The sequence below is a fragment of the Massilia antarctica genome (assembly GCF_015689335.1).
In the GTDB taxonomy this organism is placed as follows: Bacteria; Pseudomonadota; Gammaproteobacteria; order Burkholderiales; family Burkholderiaceae_D; genus Telluria_A; species Telluria_A antarctica.
The window spans coordinates 6703157-6727260 of the sequence record NZ_CP065053.1; the positions used below are offsets into that span (position 1 = coordinate 6703157).

At 67.6% G+C, this 24104-nt stretch carries 20 protein-coding genes; 17 read left to right on the forward strand and 3 right to left on the reverse strand.

The window, feature by feature from the left end:
* Positions 1 to 3: 3 nt before the first annotated feature.
* From IV454_RS29390 to IV454_RS29450, 13 genes are all read left to right on the forward strand, one after another.
* Entirely contained in the window at positions 4 to 4482 is a 4479-nt protein-coding gene (locus IV454_RS29390; RefSeq protein ID WP_206089177.1) for a glycosyltransferase family protein, read from the forward strand.
* On the forward strand, positions 4479 to 5942 hold the full coding sequence (locus IV454_RS29395; protein WP_206089178.1) for a methyltransferase domain-containing protein: 1464 nt from the start codon (positions 4479 to 4481) through the stop codon (positions 5940 to 5942). The genes IV454_RS29390 and IV454_RS29395 overlap by 4 nt, the downstream gene beginning before the upstream one ends.
* The gene (locus tag IV454_RS29400; protein ID WP_206089179.1) at positions 5939 to 7321 is read left to right on the forward strand and encodes a polysaccharide deacetylase family protein; all 1383 of its coding nucleotides are present in this window, start codon (positions 5939 to 5941) and stop codon (positions 7319 to 7321) included. The genes IV454_RS29395 and IV454_RS29400 overlap by 4 nt, the downstream gene beginning before the upstream one ends.
* The gene (locus tag IV454_RS29405; protein WP_206089180.1) at positions 7309 to 9342 is read left to right on the forward strand and encodes an RsmD family RNA methyltransferase; all 2034 of its coding nucleotides are present in this window, start codon (positions 7309 to 7311) and stop codon (positions 9340 to 9342) included. Before IV454_RS29400 ends, IV454_RS29405 begins: the two co-directional genes overlap by 13 nt.
* Positions 9339 to 10043, forward strand: a complete 705-nt coding sequence (locus IV454_RS29410) for a hypothetical protein (RefSeq protein WP_206089181.1) — start codon at positions 9339 to 9341, stop codon at positions 10041 to 10043. The genes IV454_RS29405 and IV454_RS29410 overlap by 4 nt, the downstream gene beginning before the upstream one ends.
* The gene (locus IV454_RS29415) at positions 10040 to 11734 is read left to right on the forward strand and encodes a GSCFA domain-containing protein (RefSeq protein WP_206089182.1); all 1695 of its coding nucleotides are present in this window, start codon (positions 10040 to 10042) and stop codon (positions 11732 to 11734) included. The genes IV454_RS29410 and IV454_RS29415 overlap by 4 nt, the downstream gene beginning before the upstream one ends.
* The gene (locus tag IV454_RS29420; RefSeq protein WP_206089183.1) at positions 11728 to 12471 is read left to right on the forward strand and encodes a class I SAM-dependent methyltransferase; all 744 of its coding nucleotides are present in this window, start codon (positions 11728 to 11730) and stop codon (positions 12469 to 12471) included. The genes IV454_RS29415 and IV454_RS29420 overlap by 7 nt, the downstream gene beginning before the upstream one ends.
* 70 nt (positions 12472 to 12541) lie before the next feature.
* Positions 12542 to 13597 (forward strand): dTDP-glucose 4,6-dehydratase, encoded by a 1056-nt coding sequence (gene rfbB / locus IV454_RS29425; RefSeq protein WP_206089184.1) that lies wholly within the window; start codon positions 12542 to 12544, stop codon positions 13595 to 13597.
* 8 nt (positions 13598 to 13605) lie between these two features.
* On the forward strand, positions 13606 to 14487 hold the full coding sequence (rfbA, locus tag IV454_RS29430) for a glucose-1-phosphate thymidylyltransferase RfbA (protein ID WP_206092899.1): 882 nt from the start codon (positions 13606 to 13608) through the stop codon (positions 14485 to 14487).
* A 62-nt stretch (positions 14488 to 14549) separates the two neighbouring features.
* A complete protein-coding gene (gene hyi, locus IV454_RS29435) occupies positions 14550 to 15326 on the forward strand; it encodes a hydroxypyruvate isomerase (protein WP_206089185.1) in 777 nt (258 codons plus the stop codon).
* Positions 15327 to 15473: 147 nt separating this feature from the next.
* Positions 15474 to 16328: a hypothetical protein gene (locus IV454_RS29440; protein ID WP_206089186.1), complete on the forward strand. Its 855-nt coding sequence runs from the start codon at positions 15474 to 15476 to the stop codon at positions 16326 to 16328.
* Positions 16329 to 16346: 18 nt separating this feature from the next.
* Positions 16347 to 16790: a hypothetical protein gene (locus IV454_RS29445; RefSeq protein WP_206089187.1), complete on the forward strand. Its 444-nt coding sequence runs from the start codon at positions 16347 to 16349 to the stop codon at positions 16788 to 16790.
* A gap of 100 nt (positions 16791 to 16890) precedes the next feature.
* The gene (locus IV454_RS29450; RefSeq protein WP_229521912.1) at positions 16891 to 17283 is read left to right on the forward strand and encodes a TraR/DksA family transcriptional regulator; all 393 of its coding nucleotides are present in this window, start codon (positions 16891 to 16893) and stop codon (positions 17281 to 17283) included.
* A 24-nt stretch (positions 17284 to 17307) separates the two neighbouring features.
* On the opposite strand, the gene phbB is transcribed toward IV454_RS29450, so the two are convergent.
* Positions 17308 to 18054 (reverse strand): acetoacetyl-CoA reductase, encoded by a 747-nt coding sequence (phbB, locus tag IV454_RS29455; RefSeq protein WP_206089188.1) that lies wholly within the window; start codon positions 18052 to 18054, stop codon positions 17308 to 17310.
* A gap of 135 nt (positions 18055 to 18189) precedes the next feature.
* On the opposite strand from phbB, the gene IV454_RS29460 reads away from it, so the two are divergent.
* Positions 18190 to 19038, forward strand: coding sequence for a universal stress protein (locus IV454_RS29460; protein WP_206089189.1), 849 nt, complete (start codon positions 18190 to 18192; stop codon positions 19036 to 19038).
* A 6-nt stretch (positions 19039 to 19044) separates the two neighbouring features.
* Here the strand turns inward: IV454_RS29460 and IV454_RS29465 are convergent, their stop codons facing one another.
* On the reverse strand, positions 19045 to 19440 hold the full coding sequence (locus IV454_RS29465; protein ID WP_206089190.1) for a hypothetical protein: 396 nt from the start codon (positions 19438 to 19440) through the stop codon (positions 19045 to 19047).
* Positions 19441 to 19623: 183 nt separating this feature from the next.
* Positions 19624 to 20181, reverse strand: coding sequence for a hypothetical protein (locus tag IV454_RS29470; protein WP_206089191.1), 558 nt, complete (start codon positions 20179 to 20181; stop codon positions 19624 to 19626).
* Between the two features lie 214 nt (positions 20182 to 20395).
* Here IV454_RS29470 and IV454_RS29475 point away from each other — a divergent pair, with 214 nt between their 5' ends.
* Genes IV454_RS29475 through IV454_RS29485 form a run of 3 tightly spaced genes read left to right on the forward strand, consistent with a single transcriptional unit; the run spans position 20396 to position 24089 of the window.
* On the forward strand, positions 20396 to 22924 hold the full coding sequence (locus IV454_RS29475) for an EAL domain-containing protein (protein ID WP_206089192.1): 2529 nt from the start codon (positions 20396 to 20398) through the stop codon (positions 22922 to 22924).
* Positions 22921 to 23250: a hypothetical protein gene (locus IV454_RS29480; protein ID WP_206089193.1), complete on the forward strand. Its 330-nt coding sequence runs from the start codon at positions 22921 to 22923 to the stop codon at positions 23248 to 23250. Before IV454_RS29475 ends, IV454_RS29480 begins: the two co-directional genes overlap by 4 nt.
* Positions 23250 to 24089: an HDOD domain-containing protein gene (locus IV454_RS29485; protein WP_206089194.1), complete on the forward strand. Its 840-nt coding sequence runs from the start codon at positions 23250 to 23252 to the stop codon at positions 24087 to 24089. The genes IV454_RS29480 and IV454_RS29485 overlap by 1 nt, the downstream gene beginning before the upstream one ends.
* The last annotated feature ends 15 nt before the right edge of the window (positions 24090 to 24104 follow it).

A 24104-nucleotide genomic window follows, 5' to 3' on the forward strand; every position in this document is an offset into this window, starting at 1 on the left:
CGCATGGACCTTCATAACAATGCCCCGGCGGGCCACGCCGATGCCGCGGACGACGCAGCGGACGACGCACCGGACGAGGCACGGGACGAGACACAGGACAAGGCAGCCGAGCGCCTCATTCGCGGGCGCATCGAACGAATCGACGCCTCCGGCGTGAGCGGCTGGTGCCTGGACCTCAATTGCCCGCAAGAGCAGCTGGCGCTCGAATTTCGCGCCGGCGGCAAGCCGGTCGGCTTTACCACCTGCGGCGTATGGCGCGACGACCTGGGCGCCGAGGGTATCGACCCGGGGCGCGTCGGCTTTCACTGGCCACTGCCGCGCCACCTGCCGCAGCTGGCGCTCGACACGCTCGAAGCCTGGGTCTTCGAAACCCCGGTCCGGCTCGAGCGCGCGGCGGCGCACGGCGCGCACCTGGCCCGCGCCGCGCGCCAAGCGGGCGCCATCGTCATCGAGCGGGTCGAGTCCTGCGGCATCGCAGGGGTGCTGCACGGCGCCGATCCGGCGCGCGCCGTGACGGTCGAACTGCATGCCGACGGCGTGCTGGCGGCCACCCACACGGCCAGCGCACCCACCCACGCCTTCGTGCTGGCGCTGCCGGACGCCCTGTTCGACGGCCAGCCGCACCGGCTTGTGGTGCGCGCGCCCGAACTCGACGCCGAACTGGCCCTGACGCCGGCGCAAAGCGTGTTCCAGGCCTACCAGGGCGGTAGCTGGCACACCCGCAACGGCATCCTGTACGGCTGGATCGATCCGCAGCGCTTGCCCGGCGGCGCGGCCGAACTGCGGGTCGACGACGGCGCCCGCAGCCTGGGCAAGATGCCGGTCGACGCCGCGGCATTGGTCAACGGCGCCTTCAGCTTCAAGTTCGAGATGCCGTTCAGCGTCTACGATGGCGCCCACCACGAGATCGCCATCAACCTGCAAGGCACGCGCTACCGCCTGTGCGCCCAGGGCGGCGCGCTCTCTCTGGCCTGGTGCAACAGCGTGATCGGCCGGGTCGACCTGCGCGACACCAACGGCATCTGCGGCTGGGCGCTCGACACCGCCGACAGCGGCGCGGTCCTGACGGTCGGCCTGTACCAGGGCGAGCAATTGCTGGCCCAGACCACGACCCAGATGGCGCGCAGCGATGTCAACAAGCTGTTCAAGAGCGAAGGACGGCATGGCTTCGAGCTACTGTTCCCGGCCGCGCTGTACGACCGCCAGGCGCGCCAGATCACGGTGCGTGTGAACGGCATGCCGCTCAATCTGCGCCTCGAACACGACGTGCCGCTGCTGCTCAGCGAGGAGCAACTGGCCCTGATCGCGCCCGCCGATCGCTACCAGGGCTTTGTCGAGCAGCTCACCACCGGCGCCATCATGGGCTGGGCCTGGGACCGCAAGAACCCGGCGCTGCCGGTGCATGTGGCGATCCACGTGGACGACGAACTGCTCGACGTGGTCCAGGCCAACCGCTTCAACGCCCGCCTGCGCAGCGACAACCGCCACGGCCATCATGTGTTCCTGGTCAAGTTCCCCACGCGCCTGATGAATGGCAGCAAGCGCCGCATCCGCGCCGTGATCGTCGAAGGCAATCTCGAGATCAAGCAGAACGACGATACCTTGCTGTTCCCCCTGGTCGACCATGGCGGACGCCAGATCCGGCCGCTGCCGGACGGTCACTATGCCCACAGCGTGCCGCCCCGGCTGTGGCAAGGAGGGCGCGCGCGCGCCCCGGCCGTCGCCACCGAATCGGCCACGCCGCTGATCTCCATCATCGTGCTGAACTGGAACGGCGCCACCATCCTGCGCGACTACCTCGACTCGATGCTGCGCATCGACTGGTTGCATTCCTACGAGCTGCTGCTGGTCGACCATGGCTCGACCGACGCCAGCCTGCAGGTGGCGGCCGAATACGCCGCGCGCCTGCCCTTGCGGGTACTGGCGCGCGGCGTGAATTTTTCGTTTTCGGCATCCAACAATTATGCGGCGGCGCAGGCGCGCGGACCTTACCTGGTGTTCGCCAACAACGACCTGGTCATGCTGCACGACTGTCTCGCGCCCATGCGCGCCCACCTCGACGACGAGCGGGTCGGCGCGGTCGGCCTGAAACTGCTCGAACCGCTGGTCAACGGCGCCGACTCTTGGCGCTTCATCACCCATCACCAGGGCGTGCAGTTCAAGACCGACCAGTTGCCCGGCAAGGGCGGGCGCTACTACGCACCGATGGAAGTGGGCGAGCAGGCGCACGCCGACCTGGCCGGCTGCTATGACCTGCCGGCGGCCACCGGCGCGCTGCTGATGTGCCGCAGCGAGGATTTCCGCGCCGTCGGCGGCTTCCACGAAGGCTATGTGTACGGCATGGAAGACGTGGACCTGTGCCTGGCGCTTCGCCTCAAGCTCGGCAAGGCGATCTTGTGCGATACCGCCGTGGTGGCGCTGCACAACCGCAGCGCCACGCGCGACGCCAAGATCCTGGCCGGCAGCCAGCAGAAAGTGTACTCGGCCAAGGTGCACGCCAACAACCGCCGGCTGTATATCGAGCGCTACGGGCGCGACCTGACCCGCACCATCCTGCGTGCGCTGGTCGAGGGCGACAGCCTGTGGCGGCCGGCGCCGCTGCGGGTGACCATTGCCGTCACCGCCACCGACATCAGCACCGCGGCCGGCGACTTTTTCACCGCGCTCGAATTTGGCGAAGCCCTGCAGCGCCTGTACGGCTGGGAGGTGATGTTCGTCAACAACCAGATCCACCAGTTGCCCGGCACCGACGTGCTGGTCGCCATGCGCCACGATTATGCCATCGACAAGATCAGCGAAGCCAATCCCGGCCTGGTGACGGTGGCCTGGGTGCGCAACCGGGTCGACCAATGGCTGGATTCGCCGCAATTCCAGGCTTACCAGCTGATCTTCGCCTCCTCGCACAAGGCGATCGAGCACATCAAGGCCGCCACCGGCATCGACGCCACCCTGCTGCCGATCGCCACCAACGCGGCGCGCTTCCGGCCCATGGCGGCCGCCGTCGAACACGCCAGCGACGTCACCTTCACCGGCAGCTATTGGGGCGCCGAGCGCGAAGCGATCGGCTTGCAAGACCTGGCGCGCGAGCCCTACCGCTTCGCCATCTACGGCCACGGCTGGCAAGAGCGGCCCGACTGGAAAGCCAACTGGCGCGGCGCCGTGCCCTACGCCGCCCTGCCGCAGATCTACAACTCGGCCAAGATCGTGCTCGACGATTCGCACCCGGTCACGCGCGACTGGAACTCGCTCAATTCGCGCGTGTTCGACGCCATCGCCAGCGGCAAGCTGGTGCTGACCAATTGCAGCGGCGGCGCGGCCGAACTGTTTCCGGACCTGCTGCCCAGTTTCGACACCGACCAGCAATTGCAAGCCTTGCTGCGCCACTTTCTGCGCCACGACGACGAGCGCGAAGCGCTGGCCGCCAGGCTGCACCGCGAAGTGCTCGACAAGCATACCTACGACCAGCGCGCCGCCACCTTCCGCCAGTGCCTGCGCGGCTTGCTCGACCAGTCGCTGCGCTTTGCCATCAAGATCGGGGTGCCGTCCATGAAGGAGCGCGAACAATGGGGCGACTACCATTTCGCGCTCGGCATCAAGCGCGCCCTGGAACGGCGCGGCCACGTGGCGCGCATCGATATCCTGCCCGACTGGTACGGCGGCCTGTGCGCGTCCGACGACGTGGTCATCGTGCTGCGCGGCCTGTCCCAGTACCAGCCGCAACCGACCACGATCAACCTGGCCTGGCTGATCAGCCATCCGGACGAGGTGACGGTGACCGAGCTGCAGCAGTATCACCACGTGTTCGTGGCTTCGGACAGCTTCGCGGCCTGGCTGGGCGAGCGCATGGGCGACCAGGTCAGCCCGCTGCTGCAATGCACCGATCCGGCCCTGTTCTACCCGGAGCGCGATGCTGAACTGGAGGTGCCGGAAGTGATTTTCGTCGGCAATTCGCGCGGGCAGTTGCGTGAAGTGGTGCAGTACGCGCTGGCCGGCGGGGTCGACTTCAAGGTCTATGGCGGCCTGTGGGAAGGCATCCTGCCGCCGCACCAGGTGCCCCAGACCTATATCGCCAACGCGCGCCTGCGGCATTACTATTCGGGCGCCAGGGTGGTGCTCAACGACCATTGGAGCGACATGCGCAGCCAGGGCTTTTTGTCGAACCGCCTGTTCGATGCCGGCGCTTGCGGCGCCACCATCGTCACCGACGAGATGCAAGCGTGCCGCGCCCTGTTCGGCGATGCGCTACATTACTACAGCACGCCGCAAAACCTGGCCGCCGAAGTGGCCAGGCTGCGCCGCGCCAGGACCGGGCCGGACCAGGCGGGCGAGCGCTTGCGCGAACTGATCGTGAACCATCATACGTTCCAGCACCGGGTCGACGCCATTTTGCAAGTGCTCGCGCGCCTGTCGCCACAGATGGCGGCCGGCGCGCTGGCGGGCGCCGTCGCGGCGGTCCATCCATCCACCGGAGTCGAAGCATGAGCGCAGTCCTTTCCCAGATCCCCCCACCGCAGTTGCGCTTCATGGGCGAGAGCGACGCCAGCTTCATGCCGGTGGCCGAGCAATTGAGCGCCACCGTGCTGGAACAGGTGGGCCGGCGCGATGTCGACCTGCTCGACATCGGCTGCGGCTACGGGCGCCTGGCCTACGGGCTGCGCCAGGCCGGCTTTGGCGGCAGCTACCGCGGCTTCGACATCCTGCGCGAGCATGTCGAGTGGCTCAAGGAACACTTCGCCGCGCCCGACGATGGCGCGCGCTTCGGCTTCGACTTTATCAACGTCCACAATGCCCGCTACAATCCGGGCGGCCTGCCCCTGGCCGACGTCGCCCTGCCCTACGCCGACAACAGCTTCGATTGCGTGACCGCGTTTTCCGTGTTCACCCACATGGAAGAAGATGACGTGCGCACCTACCTGCGCCGCATTCATCCGCTGGTGCGCGAGAACGGCATCTGGATCGCCACCTTTTTCTCGCTGCCCGACGGTTTTTCGCTGGCCACGCAAAGCCCGCAGATGCGCTACCGTCTCACCGAGCAGGTATCCGAGCACGCCTTCATCCACAATCCGGCCGAACCGCTACACGTGATCGCCTACAAAGAAGCGTTCCTGCGCACCCTGTTCGCGCAGGAAGGCTGGGAGCTGGTGGCGCACAAGGGCGGCAGCTGGCTGGGCGACCCGGCCAAGGGCGAGTTCCAGGACCGCTTCGCGCTGCGCAAGCGCGCCGCGCCGGTGGCGCTGGCGACGCCCCAGCCGGAACCCACGGCGGCGCCGCCCAGCTGCAATATCTGCGGCAACCAGGCCTTCGTTCCCGGCCCGTCCGGGCGCCTGGCCAGCAGCGGCGCCGCCCCTTGCTGCGCGCGCTGCGGGGCGCTGGAACGGCATCGCGTGGTGCGCCAGATTTTCCTGGGCATGCCGATCGGCTATCTCGACTGGCGCCGCGGCCTGCAGTTCAGCCCCGACCCGGCCCAACATCCGGCCTGGTACCGCAGCTACGAAGTGTCGGTGTATGGCGGCTCCGGCAGCCTCGACATCCAGGCCATCGCGCGGCCCGACGACAGCTATGACTTCATCACGCTCAGTCATGTGCTCGAATGCATTCCGGACGACCTGGCCGCGTTCAACGAACTGCAGCGCGTGCTGGCGCCGCGCGGCCTGCTGCATATCGGCTTCGGCGGTGCCCAGGGACGCGCGCTGAGCGAGGACTTTGAGGCCGACATCGACCAGTACGGTAACCGGCACCGCTACGGGCGCGATGTGTACCAGCGCTTCGGCTGCGCCGCCAAGGGCATGGGCATGCTGGCGGTGCAAGGGACCGATCCCGCCACCGGCGTGCACGACGTGGCCTGGCTGTTCGTCAACCACGCGCCCGACGTGGCCCTGTTGCGCGGCTTCCTGCTGGCCTGGGACCCGGAGCTGGTCATCCTGGAGCAGGCCCTGCCATGAACCGCGACGCCACGCCCGTGTGCCGCGAGCTCGGCGCGCAGTGCAATCTGTGCGGCGCCGCCATGCCCGACCCGGCCGACGCCGGCGCGGACCTGGCGCAGCCGGCCTGCCCCGCCTGCGCCAGCACCGCGCCCCAGCGCGTGATGCGGCGGGTGTTCCAGGCGCTGCCGGCCGGCTTGCTGGCGTGGCGCAGGCAGGCGCTGGAAACGGGCCGGCACGGGGTCGATCCAGCCTGGTTCGGCGCGCCGGCGGCGGACGACGCCATGGCCGACTTCATGGCCGTCGAGCTCGACGCGCAGGGCGAGGCCATCGCCCACGCGCTGGGGCGCCTGACGGCGCACGGCGTGCTGTATGTGAGCGGCGCCGCCCAGGGCGCCAGCGGCAGCGCCCAGGACTTGCTGGAATCGATGACGACCTTGCTGGCCACCCAGGGCTTGCCCTGCTCGGTGATCGCCATCGACGCCGCCGACCCCGGCGGCGGCGCGCGCCTGCCCGTCTGGCTGCTGCTGCGCGAGGCGGCGCAGGCCGAACGCTGGCACCATCACCTGGCGGCCTGGCCCGGGGCCGCGCCGATGGCGGCCGGGCCGGTGCCGGACCACTTCGCGCCGCTGCGGGAAGAACTCGCATACTGGCAGGCCACGCGCTCCGAATGTGCCTTCTGGTGGCGCGACGACGACCTGGTCGACGACAGCGCCGCGCTGCGCCGCCTGGCCGCGCTGTCGCAGCGCCACCAGGCGCCGGTGCTGATGGCGGTGATCCCGGCCCAGGCCGATGCCGCGCTGGCGCAGGTGACGGCCGATGCCATGCCGACCCTGGTCTATTGCCAGCACGGCTGGGACCATGTAAACCATGAAGCGCCCGGCCAGCCCAGCAGCGAATTCGGCCCCGGGCGCGATCCGCAAGCGGCCGAGGCCGACCTGATGCAGGGAGCGGAGCGCCTGCGCGCCCTGTTCGGCGAGCGCTTCCTGGCGGTCATGGTGCCACCCTGGAACATGCTGACGCCGGCGCTGGCGGCGCGCCTGCCGGCGCTCGGCCTGCATGGCTTGTCGCAGTATCTGTTCCAGCCGCGCGGCACTGCGGTCGACGGCCTGGTGCGGGTCGACACCCATCTCGACATCGTCGACTGGAGCGCCGGCGCCGGCGTGCGCGACCCCGAGGCGCTGGTCGAGCGCCTGGTATCGATCCTGCAATTGCGCCGCGCCGGCCAGTTGGGCGAGCCGCTCGGCATCCTCACCCACCACCGCGTGATGGCCGAGGGCACCTGGCGTTTCCTGGAACAGTTGCTCGCGCTGACGGCTGAATTTCCCTGCGTGCGCTGGCTGCATCCGCGCGCCGTGTTCGCCGCCGCAGCCAGCGAAGGAGCGCCATGCGCTGCCTGATCGTCGGCACGGCCAAGAGCGGGACCACGGCACTGCTGTACACGGTGGCGCAAGCGATGGGCGGCCAGCCCGTGGTGCACATGGAAGACCGTATCAGTGCGCTGCAAGTGTTGCCCGAACACACGGTCGTCAAGCTGCTCTTCGAGCACGAGAGCGGCCCCGCCATCAGCGCATTCGGCGCCGCTTTCGACAAGCGCATCCTGCTGGTGCGCGATCCGCGCGATAACCTGATCAGCCGGCTGCTGTACATGGTCGCCAACAGCCCGGCCATGCTGGGCGACCAGCCCTGCCTGCGGGTGTTCTGCCAGCTCTTGCAGCGCAAGCAGCAGGCGCCGGCCTCGGTGTCGCTGCAGCAATTTCCCCCCATGGGCAAGCCCTCGGAATTCCTGGCCTCTTCCTGCGCCCAGATCCAGGCCCTGGCCGCGTTCGCCGCCAGCGCCGGCGCCGACTGGCATATCCTGCGCTACGAAGACCTGGTGGCTGGCCGCCTCGATGGTGTCGCGGCCTACCTGGGGCTGCCCGTGCAGGCCGGCGCCAGGGTCGACCCGCAATACCAGCGGGTGGCGCGCACCAAGGGCGCGGGCGACTGGCACCACTGGTTCAACGCCGCCGACGTGGCGCTGTTGCGCCCGCTCCTGGCGCCCATGATGGCCACCCTGGGCTACGCCGACGACTGGACGCTGGCCCCGCAGCCGCACATCACGCCCGAGCACAGCTGGATGTACTTCGAGCGCCTGGTGCGCGAACGGCGCCAGCACTTCGGCCTGGCGCCGCTGGCGCTGCCGGGGCCCGACCAGCTCCAACCCGGCGCCGTGGTGCGCCTGTCCAAGGCCGACATCATCAACCGCCTGATACGCCAGTACGGCTTCAAGACCTTTCTGGAGTACAACAAATTCGACGGCGCCAGCTTTTACGGCGACATCGTGTGCGACAGCAAGGCCATCGCTTACCAGCCGGAAAACCTGCACTTCGACGCCATGCGCGCGCGCCACCTGCTGCGGGTCACGGCCGGGGCCGACCTGGGCCAGCTGCTGCCGCTGGCGGCGCTGCTGGAGCGCCATGCCGGCCAGCGCTTCGACATCATCTTCTTCGATCCGACCCACGAACGGCCCGAGGTCGACCTGAGCATGCGCGCGCTGTGCGCGCTGCTCACTCCCGGCGGCGTGCTGGTGGTGCACGACTGCAATCCGGAACGCGAAGAACTGACCGTGGTCAAGCGCCGCCACGGCGCCTGGGTCGGCGAAACCTACAAGGCCTTCGCCCTGCTGCGCCAGTACAACCGCGCCAGCACGGTCACCGTGTCCGAGGATTACGGCGTCGGCCTGGTCTGGAACAAGGACTTGGTGCTCGATTACCCGATCGAGGCCGATATCAGCTATGCCCAGTTCGCGGCCCGGCGCGAAGCCTACAATGGCTTGATCAGTTACCAGCAATTCCTGGAACGCAGCGAGCGCGGCGATCTGCTCACCCTGTTCGCCCAGCCGCCGGCCGCGGCGCCGTTGCGCTTCCAGCCCAGGCCGGCGCCACCGGCCAGCCTTGAATGCCAGTTATTCTGGCGCAGGCCGGGCGCCGATTTTTCGGAGGATGACGCGCTCACCCGGGCCCTGCCCGCCGATGGCAGCGTGCAGGCGCTGCACTTCACCTTGCCGCTAGGCGCGGCGCCCGTCGAGCGCCTGCGCTTTGACATGGCCGACGCCATCGTGGCGGTGCGCATCGAGGCCATCGAGCTGCGCAATCCGGCCGATGCGCTGATGTGGACCTGGGATCCGGCCGCGCATGCGGGCCAGGACTGGCGCAATGTGCGCTTCCACGACACGGGTGCCGATGGCCTGTTCCAGCTCGCCACCAGCGCCGATCCGCAGTTTTATCCGGCCCTGCCGGCGACCATCCTGGGCCAGCTCGGGCCGGGCTGGCAAGTGCTGGTGGTGATGGCCGCCCAGCCGCCCCTGGTCAGTGCGCTGCTGGCGGCGCTGGCCGGCGCGCCGCCGCGCCAGCGCGATGCCAGGCAGGCCCGCGCATGAAAGCCATCCTCGTGATCGGCCACAGCCATATGAATGCCCTGCGCGCCGTGCCGCAAGCGCAGCAAGCCTGCGACTTCATGCCCTTCACCGAGGCCGGAGGCGCCTACCAGAGCCGCGATCCGGCCGAGTTCAAGGCCATGGCGGCGGGCCCGGCCGACACGCTTGTGTTCATGATGGGTGGCAAGACTCATATCACCCTGGGCATGCTCAATCCGCCCGAACCCTTCGATTTCTATCTTCCCGAACACACCGATCTGCCGATGAACCCGGCGGCGCGCCTGCTGCCGGTGGACCTGGTGCGCATCCTCCTGACGCGCCACCTCAAGCAGGACCTCGCCTATCTGGGCCAGCTGAGCGCCGTGTTCAAGGGCCGCCGCCAGCTGCACATCGAGTCGCCGCCGCCGCTGCCAAGCGCGTATATCGAGCGCCATCCGTCCGGATTTGCCGAGCGGGTGCGCGAACGCGGCGTGGCCCCGGTCGCCTTTCGCCACAAGTTCTGGCTCCTGCATTCGGCCATCTTGCGCGACCATTGCGCCACACTGGGGATCACTTTCGTCGCGCGGCCGGCGGGCACCCAGGACGCCGATGGCTGCCTGGCCGCGCCTTACCAGCGCGAAGACCCCACCCATGCGAACCAGGCCTATGGCGCCCTGCTGCTCGATCAAATTCTCAGCCTGCGCCAAGGCGCGCCCGCCCCATGAAAAACACGCCCTACCAATCCCTGCCCGAGCACTGCTTCTGGCAACGCGCCGTGGCCGGCGTGGCGCGCGAGGAAGTCGATGCGCTGGTGACGGCGCCGTTCATGATCGCGCCCGGCGAGCGCATCGTCACCGCGGGCAGCTGTTTCGCGCAACACATCGGACGCCACCTGCGCGCCGCCGGCCTGTCGGTCCTGCAAACCGAGCCGGCCCACGACTGGCTGCACGACAGCGAGGCGGCCAGCTATGGCTACGGCATCTACAGCGCGCGCTACGGCAATATCTACACCGCGCGCCAGTTGCTGCAACTATTCCAGCGCGCCCATGAACAGTTCCAGCCCGCCGAGCGGCTGTGGCAACAAGGCGCACGCTGCATCGATCCGTTCCGCCCGCGCATCCAGCCCGACGGCTTCGCCACGCGCGAAGAATTCGAGGCGGACCAGCGCCAGCATTTTAGCGCCGTGCGCCGCGCCTTCGCCCAACTGGACGTGCTCATTTTCACCCTCGGCCTGACCCAGGCATGGGAAGCGCTGGACGATGGCGCCGTGTTCCCGCTCTGCCCCGGCGTGGCGGGCGGCAGCTTCGATCCGCTGCGCCACCGGGCCCACAATTTCAGCGTGGCCGAGGTGACCGGCGACATGCTGGCCTTCATCGACCTGCTGCGCGCCGTCAATCCCGGCGCGCGCCTGATCCTGACGGTGTCGCCGGTGCCGCTGGCGGCCGGCGCCGCCGCGGACGAGCACGTGTTAACTGCCAACACCTGGTCGAAATCGGTCTTGCGGGTCGCGTGCGCCGACATCGTGGCCCGGCGCGAGCAGGTCGCCTACATGCCGTCCTACGAACTGATCACCGGGGCGCATGCGCGCGGCGCCTATTTCGCCGACGATCTGCGCAGCGTGACTGAAGCCGGCGTCGGCCATGTCATGCGGGTGTTTTTCCGCCATTTCATCGGCACCGCCGGCACCCCCGTGGCGGCGGTGCCGGCCGCAGCCGGCGACCTGGAACAGATGGCGCAGCTGGTCGCGGTCAATTGCGACGAAGATGCGCTCAAGCTGCCCCCTGCGGCGCCCTTGCTCGCGCCGCTGTGCAATCTGTGCGGCGGCGCGGCGTTCGGGCCGGGGCCGGGCGGTCGTCTCGGCAAGGACCAGCTTGGCCCGCACTGCCTGGCCTGCGGTTCGCTGGAGCGGCAGCGGGTCGCCGCGCAGGCGCTGCTTGAACTGGGCCGCGAGCAGCTGGCCGGCCGCCGCGCCCTGCTGGTGGGGGCGGAACGGGGCGCCGATGCGCGCTGGTTCGGCCACTGCGATGTGGCGCAGGCGAGCGCTCCCGGGGTGCTGCCGGCGGCCTTGGCCGACTATGCCGACGCCAGCTACGACCTGATCGTGCTGGTGCATGTGCTGGAATACCTCGACGACGACCGCGCCGGCTTCGACCAGCTGCGGCGCCTGCTCGCGCCCACCGGCCTGCTGCTGGTGTGCTTCGTCGATCCGCGCCTGCGCCCCTGGACCAGCCTGCATGTGGGCGTGGCCGGCAGCGCGCGCCGCTGGTACGGGCGCGATCTGGCCCAGCATTTTCGCTGCATGCCGAAAAAACTCGAGGTGACCATGCACGAAATCGCCGATCCCGGCACCGGCGCGGTGCTGCCCGTGCACCAGTTTGCCGCCGCCACGTCCCCGAAAGCGCCACCGCCATGCTGACACCGGAAAAACTGGCCACCACCAAAGACTACATCCTGCGGCGGACCAAGGACCTGGACCAGGCCCTGCTGGCGCTGGGCGACCCGGCCGGCAAGGACGTGCTGGTATTCGGCTGCGGCCTGGGCAACGAAATCCTGTGGTGCGCGCGCCGCCACGCGCGCTCGGCGCTTGGCATCGATCTCGGCACACCCCGGCAGGAAGCGCTGAACGCCGTCATGGCCGACGAGGGGTACGCCGCGTTCCCATACGCTATCCATGAGTGCAATGTGCACGACCTGGCGCTCGACCATCCGGGCCGCTACGACCTGATCGTCTCGAACGGCGTGTTCGAACATGTATCGGACCTCAAGGGCGTGCTCAACGCCATGCGCGCCCTGTTGCGCCCGGGCGGGCGGATCGCCATCTATGCTGACGGACTGTGGTTCTCGGCGATCGGCGGGCATCTGGGCAAATACAACTGGGAACATTTGTGGATGACGCCCCAGGCCATCAAGGAACAGTTCCCCGAGCGCTGGCACGCCTACACGAATAACCTGAACCGCATGACCGCAGTCGATTTTTTGCAGGCGCTGCGCGATGTCGGCGCCCTGGTGCTGCAATTTCATGTGCGCAGCGATCCGTATCTGTCCAAGCTGGCGCCGCTGATGGCGCAGATCCAGGCGCGCCAGCAAGTCTCGCCGACCGATCTGTCGATCACCTCGATCGGCTGCGAGCTGTGCTTCCTGGAGCATCTGTGACCACCGGCTTGCGGCGCAGGCGACTTTCCCATCACATCGTGATGCCATTTTCAACCGCGACGGACCAGCAATGATACTAGTTACCGGTGGGGCCGGATTTATCGGATCGAATTTCATTCTCGACTGGCTGGCGCACAGCGACGAGGGCATCGTCAATCTCGACCAGCTCACGTATGCGGGCAATCTGAACAATCTGGCCGCGCTCAGGGGCGATGCGCGCCACCTGCTGGTGCGCGGCGATATCGGCGACCAGTCCCTGGTGGCCGCCTTGCTGGCCCGGCACCGCCCGCGCGCGCTGGTCCATTTTGCCGCCGAAAGCCATGTGGACCGCTCGATCGCGGCCCCTAGCCAGTTCATCGCCACCAATATCGGCGGCACCTTCGCGCTGCTGGAAGCGGCGCGCGCTTACTGGCAGTGCCTGCCGGAGCCGGAGCGCGCCGCATTCCGCTTCCTGCATGTGTCCACCGATGAAGTGTATGGCTCGCTCGGCGCGGACGAGGCGCCATTCACCGAACGTTCGGCGTATGCGCCGAACAGCCCGTACGCCGCCTCCAAGGCCGCGTCCGACCATCTGGTGCGGGCCAGCTTTCATACTTACGGCTTGCCGACCCTGACCAGCAATTGCTCGAACAATTACGGACCGTACCAGTTTCCCGAAAAGCTGATCCCGCTGATGATCGCCACGGCGCTGGCCGGGCGCGCGCTGCCGGTGTATGGCGACGGCATGCAGGTGCGCGACTGGCTGTACGTGGGCGACCATTGCGCGGCGCTGCGGCGCATCCTGGCGGGCGGTCGTCCCGGAGAGGTTTATAACGTGGGAGGAGAGAACGAAATGACCAATATCGACGTGGTGCACACCCTGTGCGACTTGCTCGACACGGCGGCGCCGGCGCGCGCCAGTTACCGCCGGCAGATCACCCATGTGGCCGACCGCGCCGGCCACGACCGCCGCTACGCGGTCGACGCCGGCAAGCTGCGGCGCGAACTGGGCTGGACGCCGGCCGAGCGTTTCTCCAGCGGCATCGCGCGCACCGTGCACTGGTATCTGGCGCAGCGCGCCTGGGCCGACGACATCGCTTCCGGCGCCTACCGCGACGCGCCTTGGCCTGCCGGCGGTGCCGCATGATGGCCGCGCTGGCGCGCAAGGGGATCATCCTGGCAGGCGGCTCCGGCTCGCGCCTGTATCCGGTCACCACCAGCACCTCCAAGCAGTTGCTGCCGGTGTACGACAAGCCGATGATCTATTACCCGCTCACCACCCTGATGCTGGCGGGTATCCGCGATATCCTGATTATTTCGACCCCGCAGGACACGCCGCGTTTTCACGACTTGCTGGGCGATGGCAGTGCATGGGGCATCAATCTGCGCTACGCGGTGCAGCCGTCGCCGGATGGGCTGGCGCAAGCGTTCATCATCGGGCGCGCGTTTGTCGGCCAGCACCCGTCGGCGCTGATCCTGGGCGACAACATCTATTATGGCCACGAACTCGATGCCAAACTGGCCAAGGCGCATGCCCACGGCGACGGCGCCACCGTGTTCGCGTATCACGTGCTCGACCCGGAACGCTATGGCGTGGTCGAATTCGGCCCGGACCAAAACGCGCTGTCGATCGAGGAAAAGCCGGCCCGGCCGAAATCGCATTACGCCGTCACCGGCCTGTATTTTTATGACAATCAGGTGTGCGATATCGCCGCCGCGATCACGCCATCGGCGCGCGGCGAGCTTGAAATCACCGACGTCAACCGCGCTTACCTGGCGGCGGGCCAGTTGCGCGTGGAAGTGATGGGGCGCGGCATGGCATGGCTCGACACGGGTACCCATGAATCCTTGCTGGAAGCCTCGCAATTCATCGCCACCATCGAAAAACGCCAGGGCCTGAAGGTCGCCGTGCCGGAAGAAGTAGCCTATCGCAAGGGCTATATCGATGCCGGCGCGCTTGAAGCACTGGCCCGGCCGATCAAGGACAATGCCTACGGCCGCTATTTGCTGCATGTCTTGCACGAACAGGTATTCTGAGGGCGGGGCGGCGCGCGCCAATCCGGGTTAGCATACGGCCTTGCCAACTGACCGCTCCCGCGATGCCCAAATTCTGCGCCAATCTCAGCATGATGTTTACCGAAGCGGCCTTCCTCGACCGCTTCGGCGCCGCCCGCGCCAACGGCTTCGATGGCGTCGAATTCCTGTTCCCGTATGCCTTTGAAGCGGACCAGATCGCCGAGCGCCTGGCACGCCACGAGCTGCAACTGGTGCTGCACAACCTGCCCGCGGGCGACTGGGACGCGGGCGAGCGCGGCCTGGCCTGCGATCCGCGCCGCATCGGCCAGTTCCAGGACAGCGTGGCCCTGGCCCTCGATTACGCCGTCGCGCTCGGCGTGGGCCGCCTGCACTGCCTGGCCGGCAAGCTCCCGCCCGATGTCGCGCCCGCCCTCGCGCACGACACCTACGTCGCCAACCTGCGCTTCGCCGCCGCCCGCCTGGCCGCGCACGGCATCGACCTCTTGATCGAACCGATCAACACGGTCGACATGCCCGGCTACTTCCTCACCGGCAGCGCCCAGGCCGCCGCCGTGATCGCCGAATGCGGCGCGGCCAATCTGTTCATGCAGTACGACATCTATCACATGCAGCGCATGGAAGGCGAGCTGGCCGCTACCTTGCGCGCCCGCCTGCCCCTGATCCGCCACATCCAGGCGGCCGACAATCCCGGCCGCCACGAACCTGGCACGGGAGAAATCAATTACCGCTACCTGTTCGCCCTGCTCGATGAACTCGGCTACGACGGCTGGGTCGGCTGCGAATATCATCCACGCGGCGATACCGTCGCCGGCCTGGTGTGGCGTAGCGCATTAAGTTAATCGATGGCAAAATAGACAAAGTGATCAAAGGCATATTTCGCATCTGGAAACATGAGCGGAGTTTGACTTTGAGCAAACAGCATGTAAATCATCGGCGCAAGAATGGGAACTTCTGGCAAGCCCTTCCGTGCGCGCCTGAAAGGACTTATGAACCCGCTTCGCACCTTGAGTAGCACCGCCCTCCTCGCCGCCAGCCTGTTGCTGGGCGGCTGCATCAGCAACAGGGTCAATCTGGAAGAGGTGCGCGAATTCGCCGACGCCTCGGCCCGGCTTGGCGCCTACGCCGAGCTGTCCACGCACTACCGCGACACCTATCTGCGCGAGCAACCCTACCTGCCGCCCGCGGCCGACAAGGTGGCCCGGGAAAACGATGCAAAACGGCACGCCGCGTATGACGATTTCGTGGCGATCCAGAAAGCGGTGGTGCTGTACATGCAGACCCTGGCCGCGCTGGCCAGCGCCGACCGCTACGACTTCACGCCCCAGATCAGCACCCTGGGCACGGGCTTGACCGGCCTGGCCAAGACCACGCTCGTGCAAAACCAGGTGAGCGCTTACACCGGCCTGACCCGGCTGCTGACGCGTGCTTTCACCTCGCACCTGCAAAAGGAGAGCGTCGAAACGATGGTGCGCGAAGGCGACGCCGATGTGCGCGTGCTGCTCGAGGCGATGATCGGCATGACCGAGGTGTATGCGGCGGCCAACGAGAACGAAAAGAAAACCGTGCTCGGCTTTTTCGAGGTAGCCCTGCCGCTGGCCGACCGGCCCCAGGACCGCCTGCTGTACACCTTGGCGCGCGCCCATGTGCAGGGCAAAACCGGCGAGTACCGCCTGATCGACCAGCGCTTCGCGCTGGCGCGCGAGGGCTTGGCCAAGGTCGCGCTCGGTCACCAGAAGCTGCGCGAGAACCTCGCCACGATGTCCTCGTCCGAGATGCGCCATATGCTGTCCGGCTACGTGCGCGACCTGAACATGATCCGCGCCGGCCTGACAGCCGACTAAACCGACCCGAGGTAAGCCATGAAAACAGATCAAGACGGACTGGCCAGTGTGCAAGACATCATGGCGCTGGCTGCGCAATTGTCGGCCTGCGCCGGCGCCATGCATGAGCGCGCGCTGCTCGCCATCCGCACCCCGCCCGACGCCCAGCTGAGCCAGGAGGAACGCGACCATGCCTTCGCCCTGCTCGACGAGGAACTGGTGCTGCGCCAGCACGTGCACGCGCTATACCTGGACGCCGCCCGCGCCACGGTCAAGGGCCTGGGCCAGCCGCAGGAGCACGTGCTCGCGCTGACCGCCGACGCGGCCGAGAAGATCCGCAAGATCAATGCCATCGCCAACGTCAGCGGACTGGTGGCGGCGCTGGTGGGCCTGGCCGGCGCGGCGGCCAGCGGCGTGCCGGGCACGGTCTCGCTCGCGCTCAAGGATGTGCGCGACCATATCAGGACGATCAAGGCCCGGTAAGCCCGGATCGCGGGCGCCGTTCGTGCGCGGGTATTCAACGCCGCCCGAACGCGCTACACTCGCTACCAGCGCGCGCGCCTCCACGCGGAGTGTCGCGGCCGTGGCAACATTCACTTTCCCGAGCGTCAACATGAACGGACTGGAACCAGGGCAGCTCGCGCTCCTCAAAGCCGCCCTCGAACAGCGGCTGGCCGACCTGGCGCGCCACAACGGGGCCGAGGTACTGTCCGGCCCGCGCGACCTGGCGGTGCAGGAGGTCGAAACCTCGCCCGCCGACAAGGCCACCGTGCGCCTGCTCAACGACCTGGCGCTGGAAGCGGCCGGCCACCACGTGGCGCAGCTGCGCACCTTGCGCCAGGCGCTGGCGCGCATCGACGAGGGCAGTTATGGAGCGTGCGAGGAATGCGGCAATCCGATCGGTTTTTCGCGCCTGCAGGCGCGCCCGGAAGCGCGCCTGTGCATTGCCTGCCAGACCCGCGCCGAAAAGCGCTGAGCCGCGCCCGGCGCGCTGGAGGGTTCAGCTCATGTGCTGGCCGCCATTGATGGCGATGTTGGCGCCCGTCACGAAGGCGGCCTCGTCCGACGACAGATAAGCGACCAGGCCCGCCACTTCCTCCGGTTCGCCCAGCCTTCCCACGGGAATTTGCGGCAGGATACGGCCCGTCATCACCTCTTCCGGCACCGCCGTGACCATTCTGGTGCGCAGATAGCCCGGGGAAACGGTATTGACGGTCACGCCATAGCGCGCCATTTCCAGCGCCAGCGCCTTGGTAAAGCCGTGCATGGCGGCCTTGGCCGCGGCATAATTGGTCTGGCCGAAGGCGCCCTTTTGCCCATTGACCGAGGAAATATTGATGATGCGGCCCCAGCCCTGGGCGATCATCGGCTCGATCGCCTGCTTGGACAGGTTGAACACGCTGTCGAGATTGGTGCGCATGACCTCGACCCAGTCGTCATGCTGCATCTTGGCCAGGCTGCGGTCGCGCGTGATGCCGGCGTTATTGACCAGCACGTCCAGGCGCCCCTGTTCGGACAACAGTTTTTGCACCATCCATTCGCTGTCGGCAAAGTCGCCCACATCGACCTTGTACGCCGTGAAGCGGTAGCCTTCATCGCGCTGCGCCGCCAGCCAGCCCTCGGGCGAACTGTTATGCGGCGAATAGGTCGCCGCCACCTTGAAGCCGGCGCGGTGCAAGCGCTGGCAGATTGCCGTCCCCAAACCTCCCATGCCCCCGGTTACAAGTGCTACTTTTTTGATTTCCATCATGCTTTCCTGTCATCGTGGTGAAGTCCGAAGCCAAGTCTAGGGTCCTTACCGTGCGCAACATTGAGCAATATCAAAGCTTGGGGAAAGATGGTTTAAGATGATGCATATCCCTCCACCGAGACCGGAGCAGTCATGGCGTACCAGACCATCCTCGTCCATGTTGACGACAGTCCGTCCGCATCCGCGCGCATCGGCGTGGCCATCGCGCTGGCCAGCAGTTGCGGCGGCCACCTCAGCGGGGTGGCCCCGACCGGGGTCGCGCGCACCCTGCTTCCCAGCCTGCCGCCCGGCCAGAACGACCCCACCCTGGCGCTGCACCTGGGTTTCCTGCGCGAGCAGGCCCAAGCGGCGCTGGCTTCCTTCACCCAGCGTTGCGAAGCGGCCGCCCTGGCCTCGCACGAGGCGCGCGTGATCGACGATGACGCCGGCGGCGGCCTGTGCCTGCATGGCCGGGTGGCCGACGTGATCGTGCTCAGCCAGTCCGACCCGGAGCACGGCGGCCCGCGCCTGCTGGCCGACCTGCCGGCGTATGTGGTGCTGCACGCCGGCAAACCGGTGCTGATGGTGCCATTCGCGGGCCAGCCCGCCAGTGTCGGGCAGCGCGTGCTGGTGTCGTGGGATGCCAGCCGCGAAGCCGCGTGCGCGCTGCAACTGGCCTTGCCGCTGCTGCGCCAGGCCGATTCGGTCGAGCTGGCGGTGTTCGATACCGGCCCGGCCAGCCAGACGGTGGCCGACGCGCGCGCCGCCGATCCCCGTCCCTGGCTGGCCCGGCATGGCATACAAGCCAGTGTCGCGGTGCATGCGCTGGCGCACAAGCGCCAGCCGGTGGGCGAGGCCCTGCTGGCGCTGGCCGCCCAAAAAAATGCCGACCTCCTGGTGATGGGCGCCTATGGTCACTCGCGCGTGCGCGAAACCATGCTGGGCGGGGTCACGCGCACCTTGTTCGAGTCGATGAGCATACCGGTGCTGATGGCGCACTGAAGCACGTCAGTGCCAGTCGAGCTCGCGGATGCGCGAGACCTGGCGCCGCGCCATGAGCGACCATAGCTGCTGTGCCAGGGACAGGTCGGCGCTCATGCGGCGCGGCGGCGCCAGCGCCAGTTCGCAGTCGCGGTCGGACCATTCCTCGAAGCGGATGGCGCCGCCGCGGCTCACTTCGATCACATACATCAAGCCGTCGTCGTAACCGAAGCGCAGGGCCGCGCTGGCCGCTTCGCCGGCCCCCGCGGACCCGGCTTCGGCTCCGGCCTTGCCTTTGCCCTTGCCCTTGGCCGTGCGCGGCGGTGCATACAGCTCGGCCAGCGCCGCCGTCAGCTGCGCCTCGGTGGGCGCGACGATGTCGCGGCCGTCCATGCCCGTCAGGGTGAGCCAGGCTTGAGTCATGGTCGCGTCCTCCCGTCGGCACGCAGCCGCCGGCGCGGATGCGCTGACTGAACTGGTACGTGGATGCACTATGTAAAGAGCATAATACCCAAAAACCCGGGCTTGGGAAGCGCTATCTGAACCCTGTTGCAAGCGCCATGAAACGCACGCGCGCCGCCGCAGATGGCGGGAGTCCGGCAGCGCTTACTGCACCAGCACCGGCAGGCTGAGCGGATCGAAATCGGTCCAGTCGCCGCCTTCGATGGTGCCTTGGGCGCGCTCGATATGGTGCGAACCGAGCCCGCGCAGCACCTCGATGGCGCGCGCTTCCTGGTCCGGCTGGTCGGCGGCCACGGCGATCAGCATGCCGGACTTGCGCGGTTCGTAGCGGTTGGCATTGCTGCCCTCTTCCTTCTCGCCGGCCTCCTTCATTTTCGAGAGGCTGAACAGCGAACCGACGTGCGCGCCCACCAGGCCGCCCACGATCGGGCCGGCCGGACCGGTGACGAAGGCGGTCGCCGCGCCCACCGCCACGCCGACCGCGCCGCCGGCGGCCGCGCCTTCCAGTACGCCTTGCGGGGTTTCCTTGGCGCCCGGCGATTGGAGACGGTCGCCGCCGATCGCGGTCTGGTCATGCTGGCCCGGCTGATTCAGGAAAAACGCGCAAATGCGGTCGTCGGGAAACCCGGCGCGCACCAGCTCGCGGCGCGCGTGATCGATCTCGTCCTGAAGTTGAAAATGACCTGCAACGATGGTAGACATGGAACTCCTCCTGCATGAATGATGGGGCCAGCATGCGCCGCCAGCCCCGTTTCCTCTGTACGCAAACGCACCTAAGGCCGCGCTGCAACAAAAAGAAATCTTTCCCTCCCGTGTCGTAAATATTTCTCCGTATAATATAAATCGACGGTAAGACCGATGCAGTGGTCTGCCCGGCAAGGCCCAGCACGCTCGCATTCTTTATTGAAAGAGGTTGATGGAATTGGACACCGCGCATCCCCTACGATCGAGTCCCGCCGCCGCCGCGGTCCTGTCCGCCTGTAGCAATGGCGTGCTGCTGGTCGATGCCGGCACCAGCACCTTCCCCATCCTCGACGTCAACCCCGCCTTTTGCGAGCTCAGCGGCCGCACGCCGGAACAATTGATCGGCAGCAGCGCGATCCTGCTCGGCGACGCCACGTTCAGCGCGGCGCTGGCGGCGGTGGCCGGGGGCGAGGCCAACGCCTCGCTGCTGCTGCGCGTGGGCGGCGCCGGCGGCAGCGCCCCGTGGTGCCAGTGGACCATCAGCGCGGTACCGGGCACGGGCGAAGGCCAGGCCGCGCGCCAGCTGGTGTGCATCGCCGACAATGTCAACGAACTGCACGAACAGCAAGCCCTGCTCGCCCATCTCTCCACCCACGACGTGCTCACCGGCCTGGCCAACCGTAGCCTGTTCAACGAACGCCTGCAAATGGCCATGGCGCGCGCCCAGCAGCGCGCGGACGGGCTGGCGGTGCTGTGCCTGGCACTGGACGGCTTCAACCTGGTCAACGAAAGCCTCGGCTACGTGGCCGGCGACCAGTTGCTCATCAGCGTGGCCATGCGCATCCAGGCCTGCATGCGCCCCCAGGACACCTTGTCCCGCCATGGCGGCAACGAATTCGTGCTTGTGCTCGGCGAAGTCGACAGTACCGCCCAGGTGCAGGCCGTGTGCGAGCACATCGTGCGCGTGATCGGCGCGCCCTTCCCCGTGATCGGCCAGAGCCTGCACGCCGGCTGCAGCATCGGCGTCGCGCGCTATCCGCACGACGCGGACGATGGCGTGACCCTGCTGCGCTACGCCGACATGGCGCTGTCGCACGCGCGCAGCCTGGGTGGCAACCAGTTGCAGTTTTTCGCGCCCGAGATGAACCAGCGCACCGCCGAGCGGGCCCAGATGGAAGCGGCGCTGCGCATCGCCCTGATCGAAGGCCAGTTGCAGCTGCAATACCAGCCGGTGGCCGACCTGCAGCAGGGCGCCATCTGCGCGCTGGAGGCGCTGGTGCGCTGGCAGCACCCGGTGATGGGCCTGATTCCCGCCGGGCGCTTCATCCCGCTGGCCGAGGCGGCCGGCCTGACCACCGCGCTCGGTTACTGGAGCCTGCGCCGTGCCGTCGAGGACATGCTGGCCTGGCGCGCGGCCGGCCTGGCGCCGGTGCGGGTGGCGATCAATATCTCGCCCAAGCAATTCCTCGACCCCGCCCTGCCCCAGGTGGTGGCCGACGTGCTGGCGCAGTCGGGCATCGCGCCCTCCCAGCTGTCCTTGGAAATCACCGAGGCGGCCCTGATGCAGGACCCGAACGCCAGCGACACCACCCTGGCCCAGCTCAAGGCGCTGGGGATCGGCCTGACCCTGGACGATTTCGGCACCGGCTATTCCTCGCTCAACCATCTCAAGCGCTTCCCGCTCGACCTGGTCAAGATCGATTGCGGCCTGACCGGCAATATCGTCACCGGCACCGACGATGCCGCCCTGGTCAAGACCATCATCTCGATGGCCCACCACCTCGGCATCGAAGTCGCGGCCGAGGGGGTGGAAACAGAAGCCCAGTGCGATTTTTTGCGGCGTAATATGTGCGACCAGATCCAGGGCTATTTCCTGGCCAAGCCGTGCGACCGCGACGAGGTGACCGCCATGCTGACCGCCCGCCATGCCCTCCCGTCCCACTTGCTGCGCATCCAGCAACAGCCGCGCACCCTGCTGCTGGTGGACGACGAGCAAAACATCGTCTCGGCCCTGAAGCGCCTGCTGCGGCGCGACGGTTACCAGATCCTGTCGGCCAACAGCGGCCAGGAAGGGTTGGCCGTGCTGGCCGCCAACGCGGTCGACGTGATCGTGTCGGACCAGCGCATGCCGGGCATGATCGGCGCCGACTTCCTGCGCGCGGCCAAGGGCTTGTATCCGGACACGATCCGCATCATGCTGTCCGGCTACACCGAACTGCAATCGGTGACCGACGCCGTCAACGAGGGCGCCATCTTCAAGTTCCTCACCAAGCCCTGGGACGACGAGCAGCTGCGCACCCACATCGCCGAAGCGTTCCGGCTCAAGGAAATCGCCGACGACAATGAACGCCTGAACCTGGAACTGCGCACCGCCAACCACGAACTGGCGGCGGCCAACCGGCGCATGGAAGACTTGCTGCGCCAGAAACAGCAACAGATCACGCGCGACGAAATCAGCCTGAACGTGGCGCGCGAACTGCTGCAGTTCGTGCCGCTGGCGGTGATCGGGCTCGACGACGACGGCATGGTGGCCTTCGTCAACGCTGCTGCCGAGCGCATGTTCCGCCAGAATGGTGCCATACTCGGCAATGAGGCAGAGATCGTCCTGCCCGAACTGTTTCCCGACGGCCTGGCCCCGAGCGGCAGCCACCAGGTCGATATCGACGGACGCCGCTACCAGGTGGTGGCGCACCCCATGGGCGCGAATTCGCAGTCGCGCGGCAGCCTGGTCATGATTAGCATTTGCGAGGAAAACGAATGACGAGCGCCTCTGACACCATCGATATCGACGACGCCAGCGAAGGCATGGTGCTGGCCGAAGACTTGCGCGACGGCGGCGGCGGCGTGCTGCTGCCGGCCGGCGCCACCCTGAGCGCCTCCTCGCTGGCCTCCTTGCGACGGCGCGGCATCGAACAGGTGCAGGTGGTCGCCGCCGCGCCCCCGGTCGACGAAGCGGCCGTGCGCGCCGAACGCGAGCGCCGCTGCGCGCGCCTGGCACACCTGTTCCGGCGCTGCCTCCCCGGCGCGCCGGCCAGCGCCAGCACCGTGCTGTACGAACGCCTGGTCGCTTACCGCGGGAGCTGCTGATGGCAACCTCGCTCGACGATATCGTCAAACGCATCCGCGACCTGCCTTCGCTGTCGACGGTGGTGGTCGAACTGCTCTCGACCATGGACCAGGAAGATATCGATGTGCACGTCCTGGGCGGCAAGATTGCGCTCGACCAGTCGCTCACGGCCAAGACCCTGCGCCTGGCGAACTCCTCGTTCTACGGCATGTCGTCGAAAGTGACCACCATCCACCAAGCCATTTCGGTGCTCGGTTTTCACAGCATCCGCACCCTGGTGACGGCGTGCGCGGTAACCGGCAGCTTTCCCGCCAGCGCCAGCGGCGGGGTCAATTTCCAGGCCTTCTGGCGCCACTCGGTGGCCACAGCCGTGTGCGCCAAACTGCTGGCGGTGCACCTGAAAATCAATCCCGACACGGCGTTTACGGCCGGCCTGCTGCACGATATCGGCACCCTGGTGCTGGCCACCCGCTTTCCGGCCGAGTACGCGGCCATGCTGGCTTACCGCAAGGAACACGATTGCTACATCATGGAAGCCGAGCGCGCCGTGATCGGGATCGACCATGCGATGGCCGGCGCCGCCCTGGCCGCTTACTGGAAATTCCCGGCCGCCATGCAGGAAGCGGTGGCCGACCACCACCACCTCGACACCAGCGGCACCCCGACCCTGCCGCTGCTGATCAACGCCGCCAACGTCCTTGCGCACGCACTCGACCTGTCCGGCGAGGAAGACGACCTGGTGCCGCCGCTGTCGCAAGCTCTGTGGATGAGCCTGGCGCTGAGCGAGGCCGACTGCGCCAAACTGTTCCGCGATGCCGAGTCGACCTTTGTCGACATGTGCAAGATTCTCGTCAGCTAGCGCGACACCGCCATG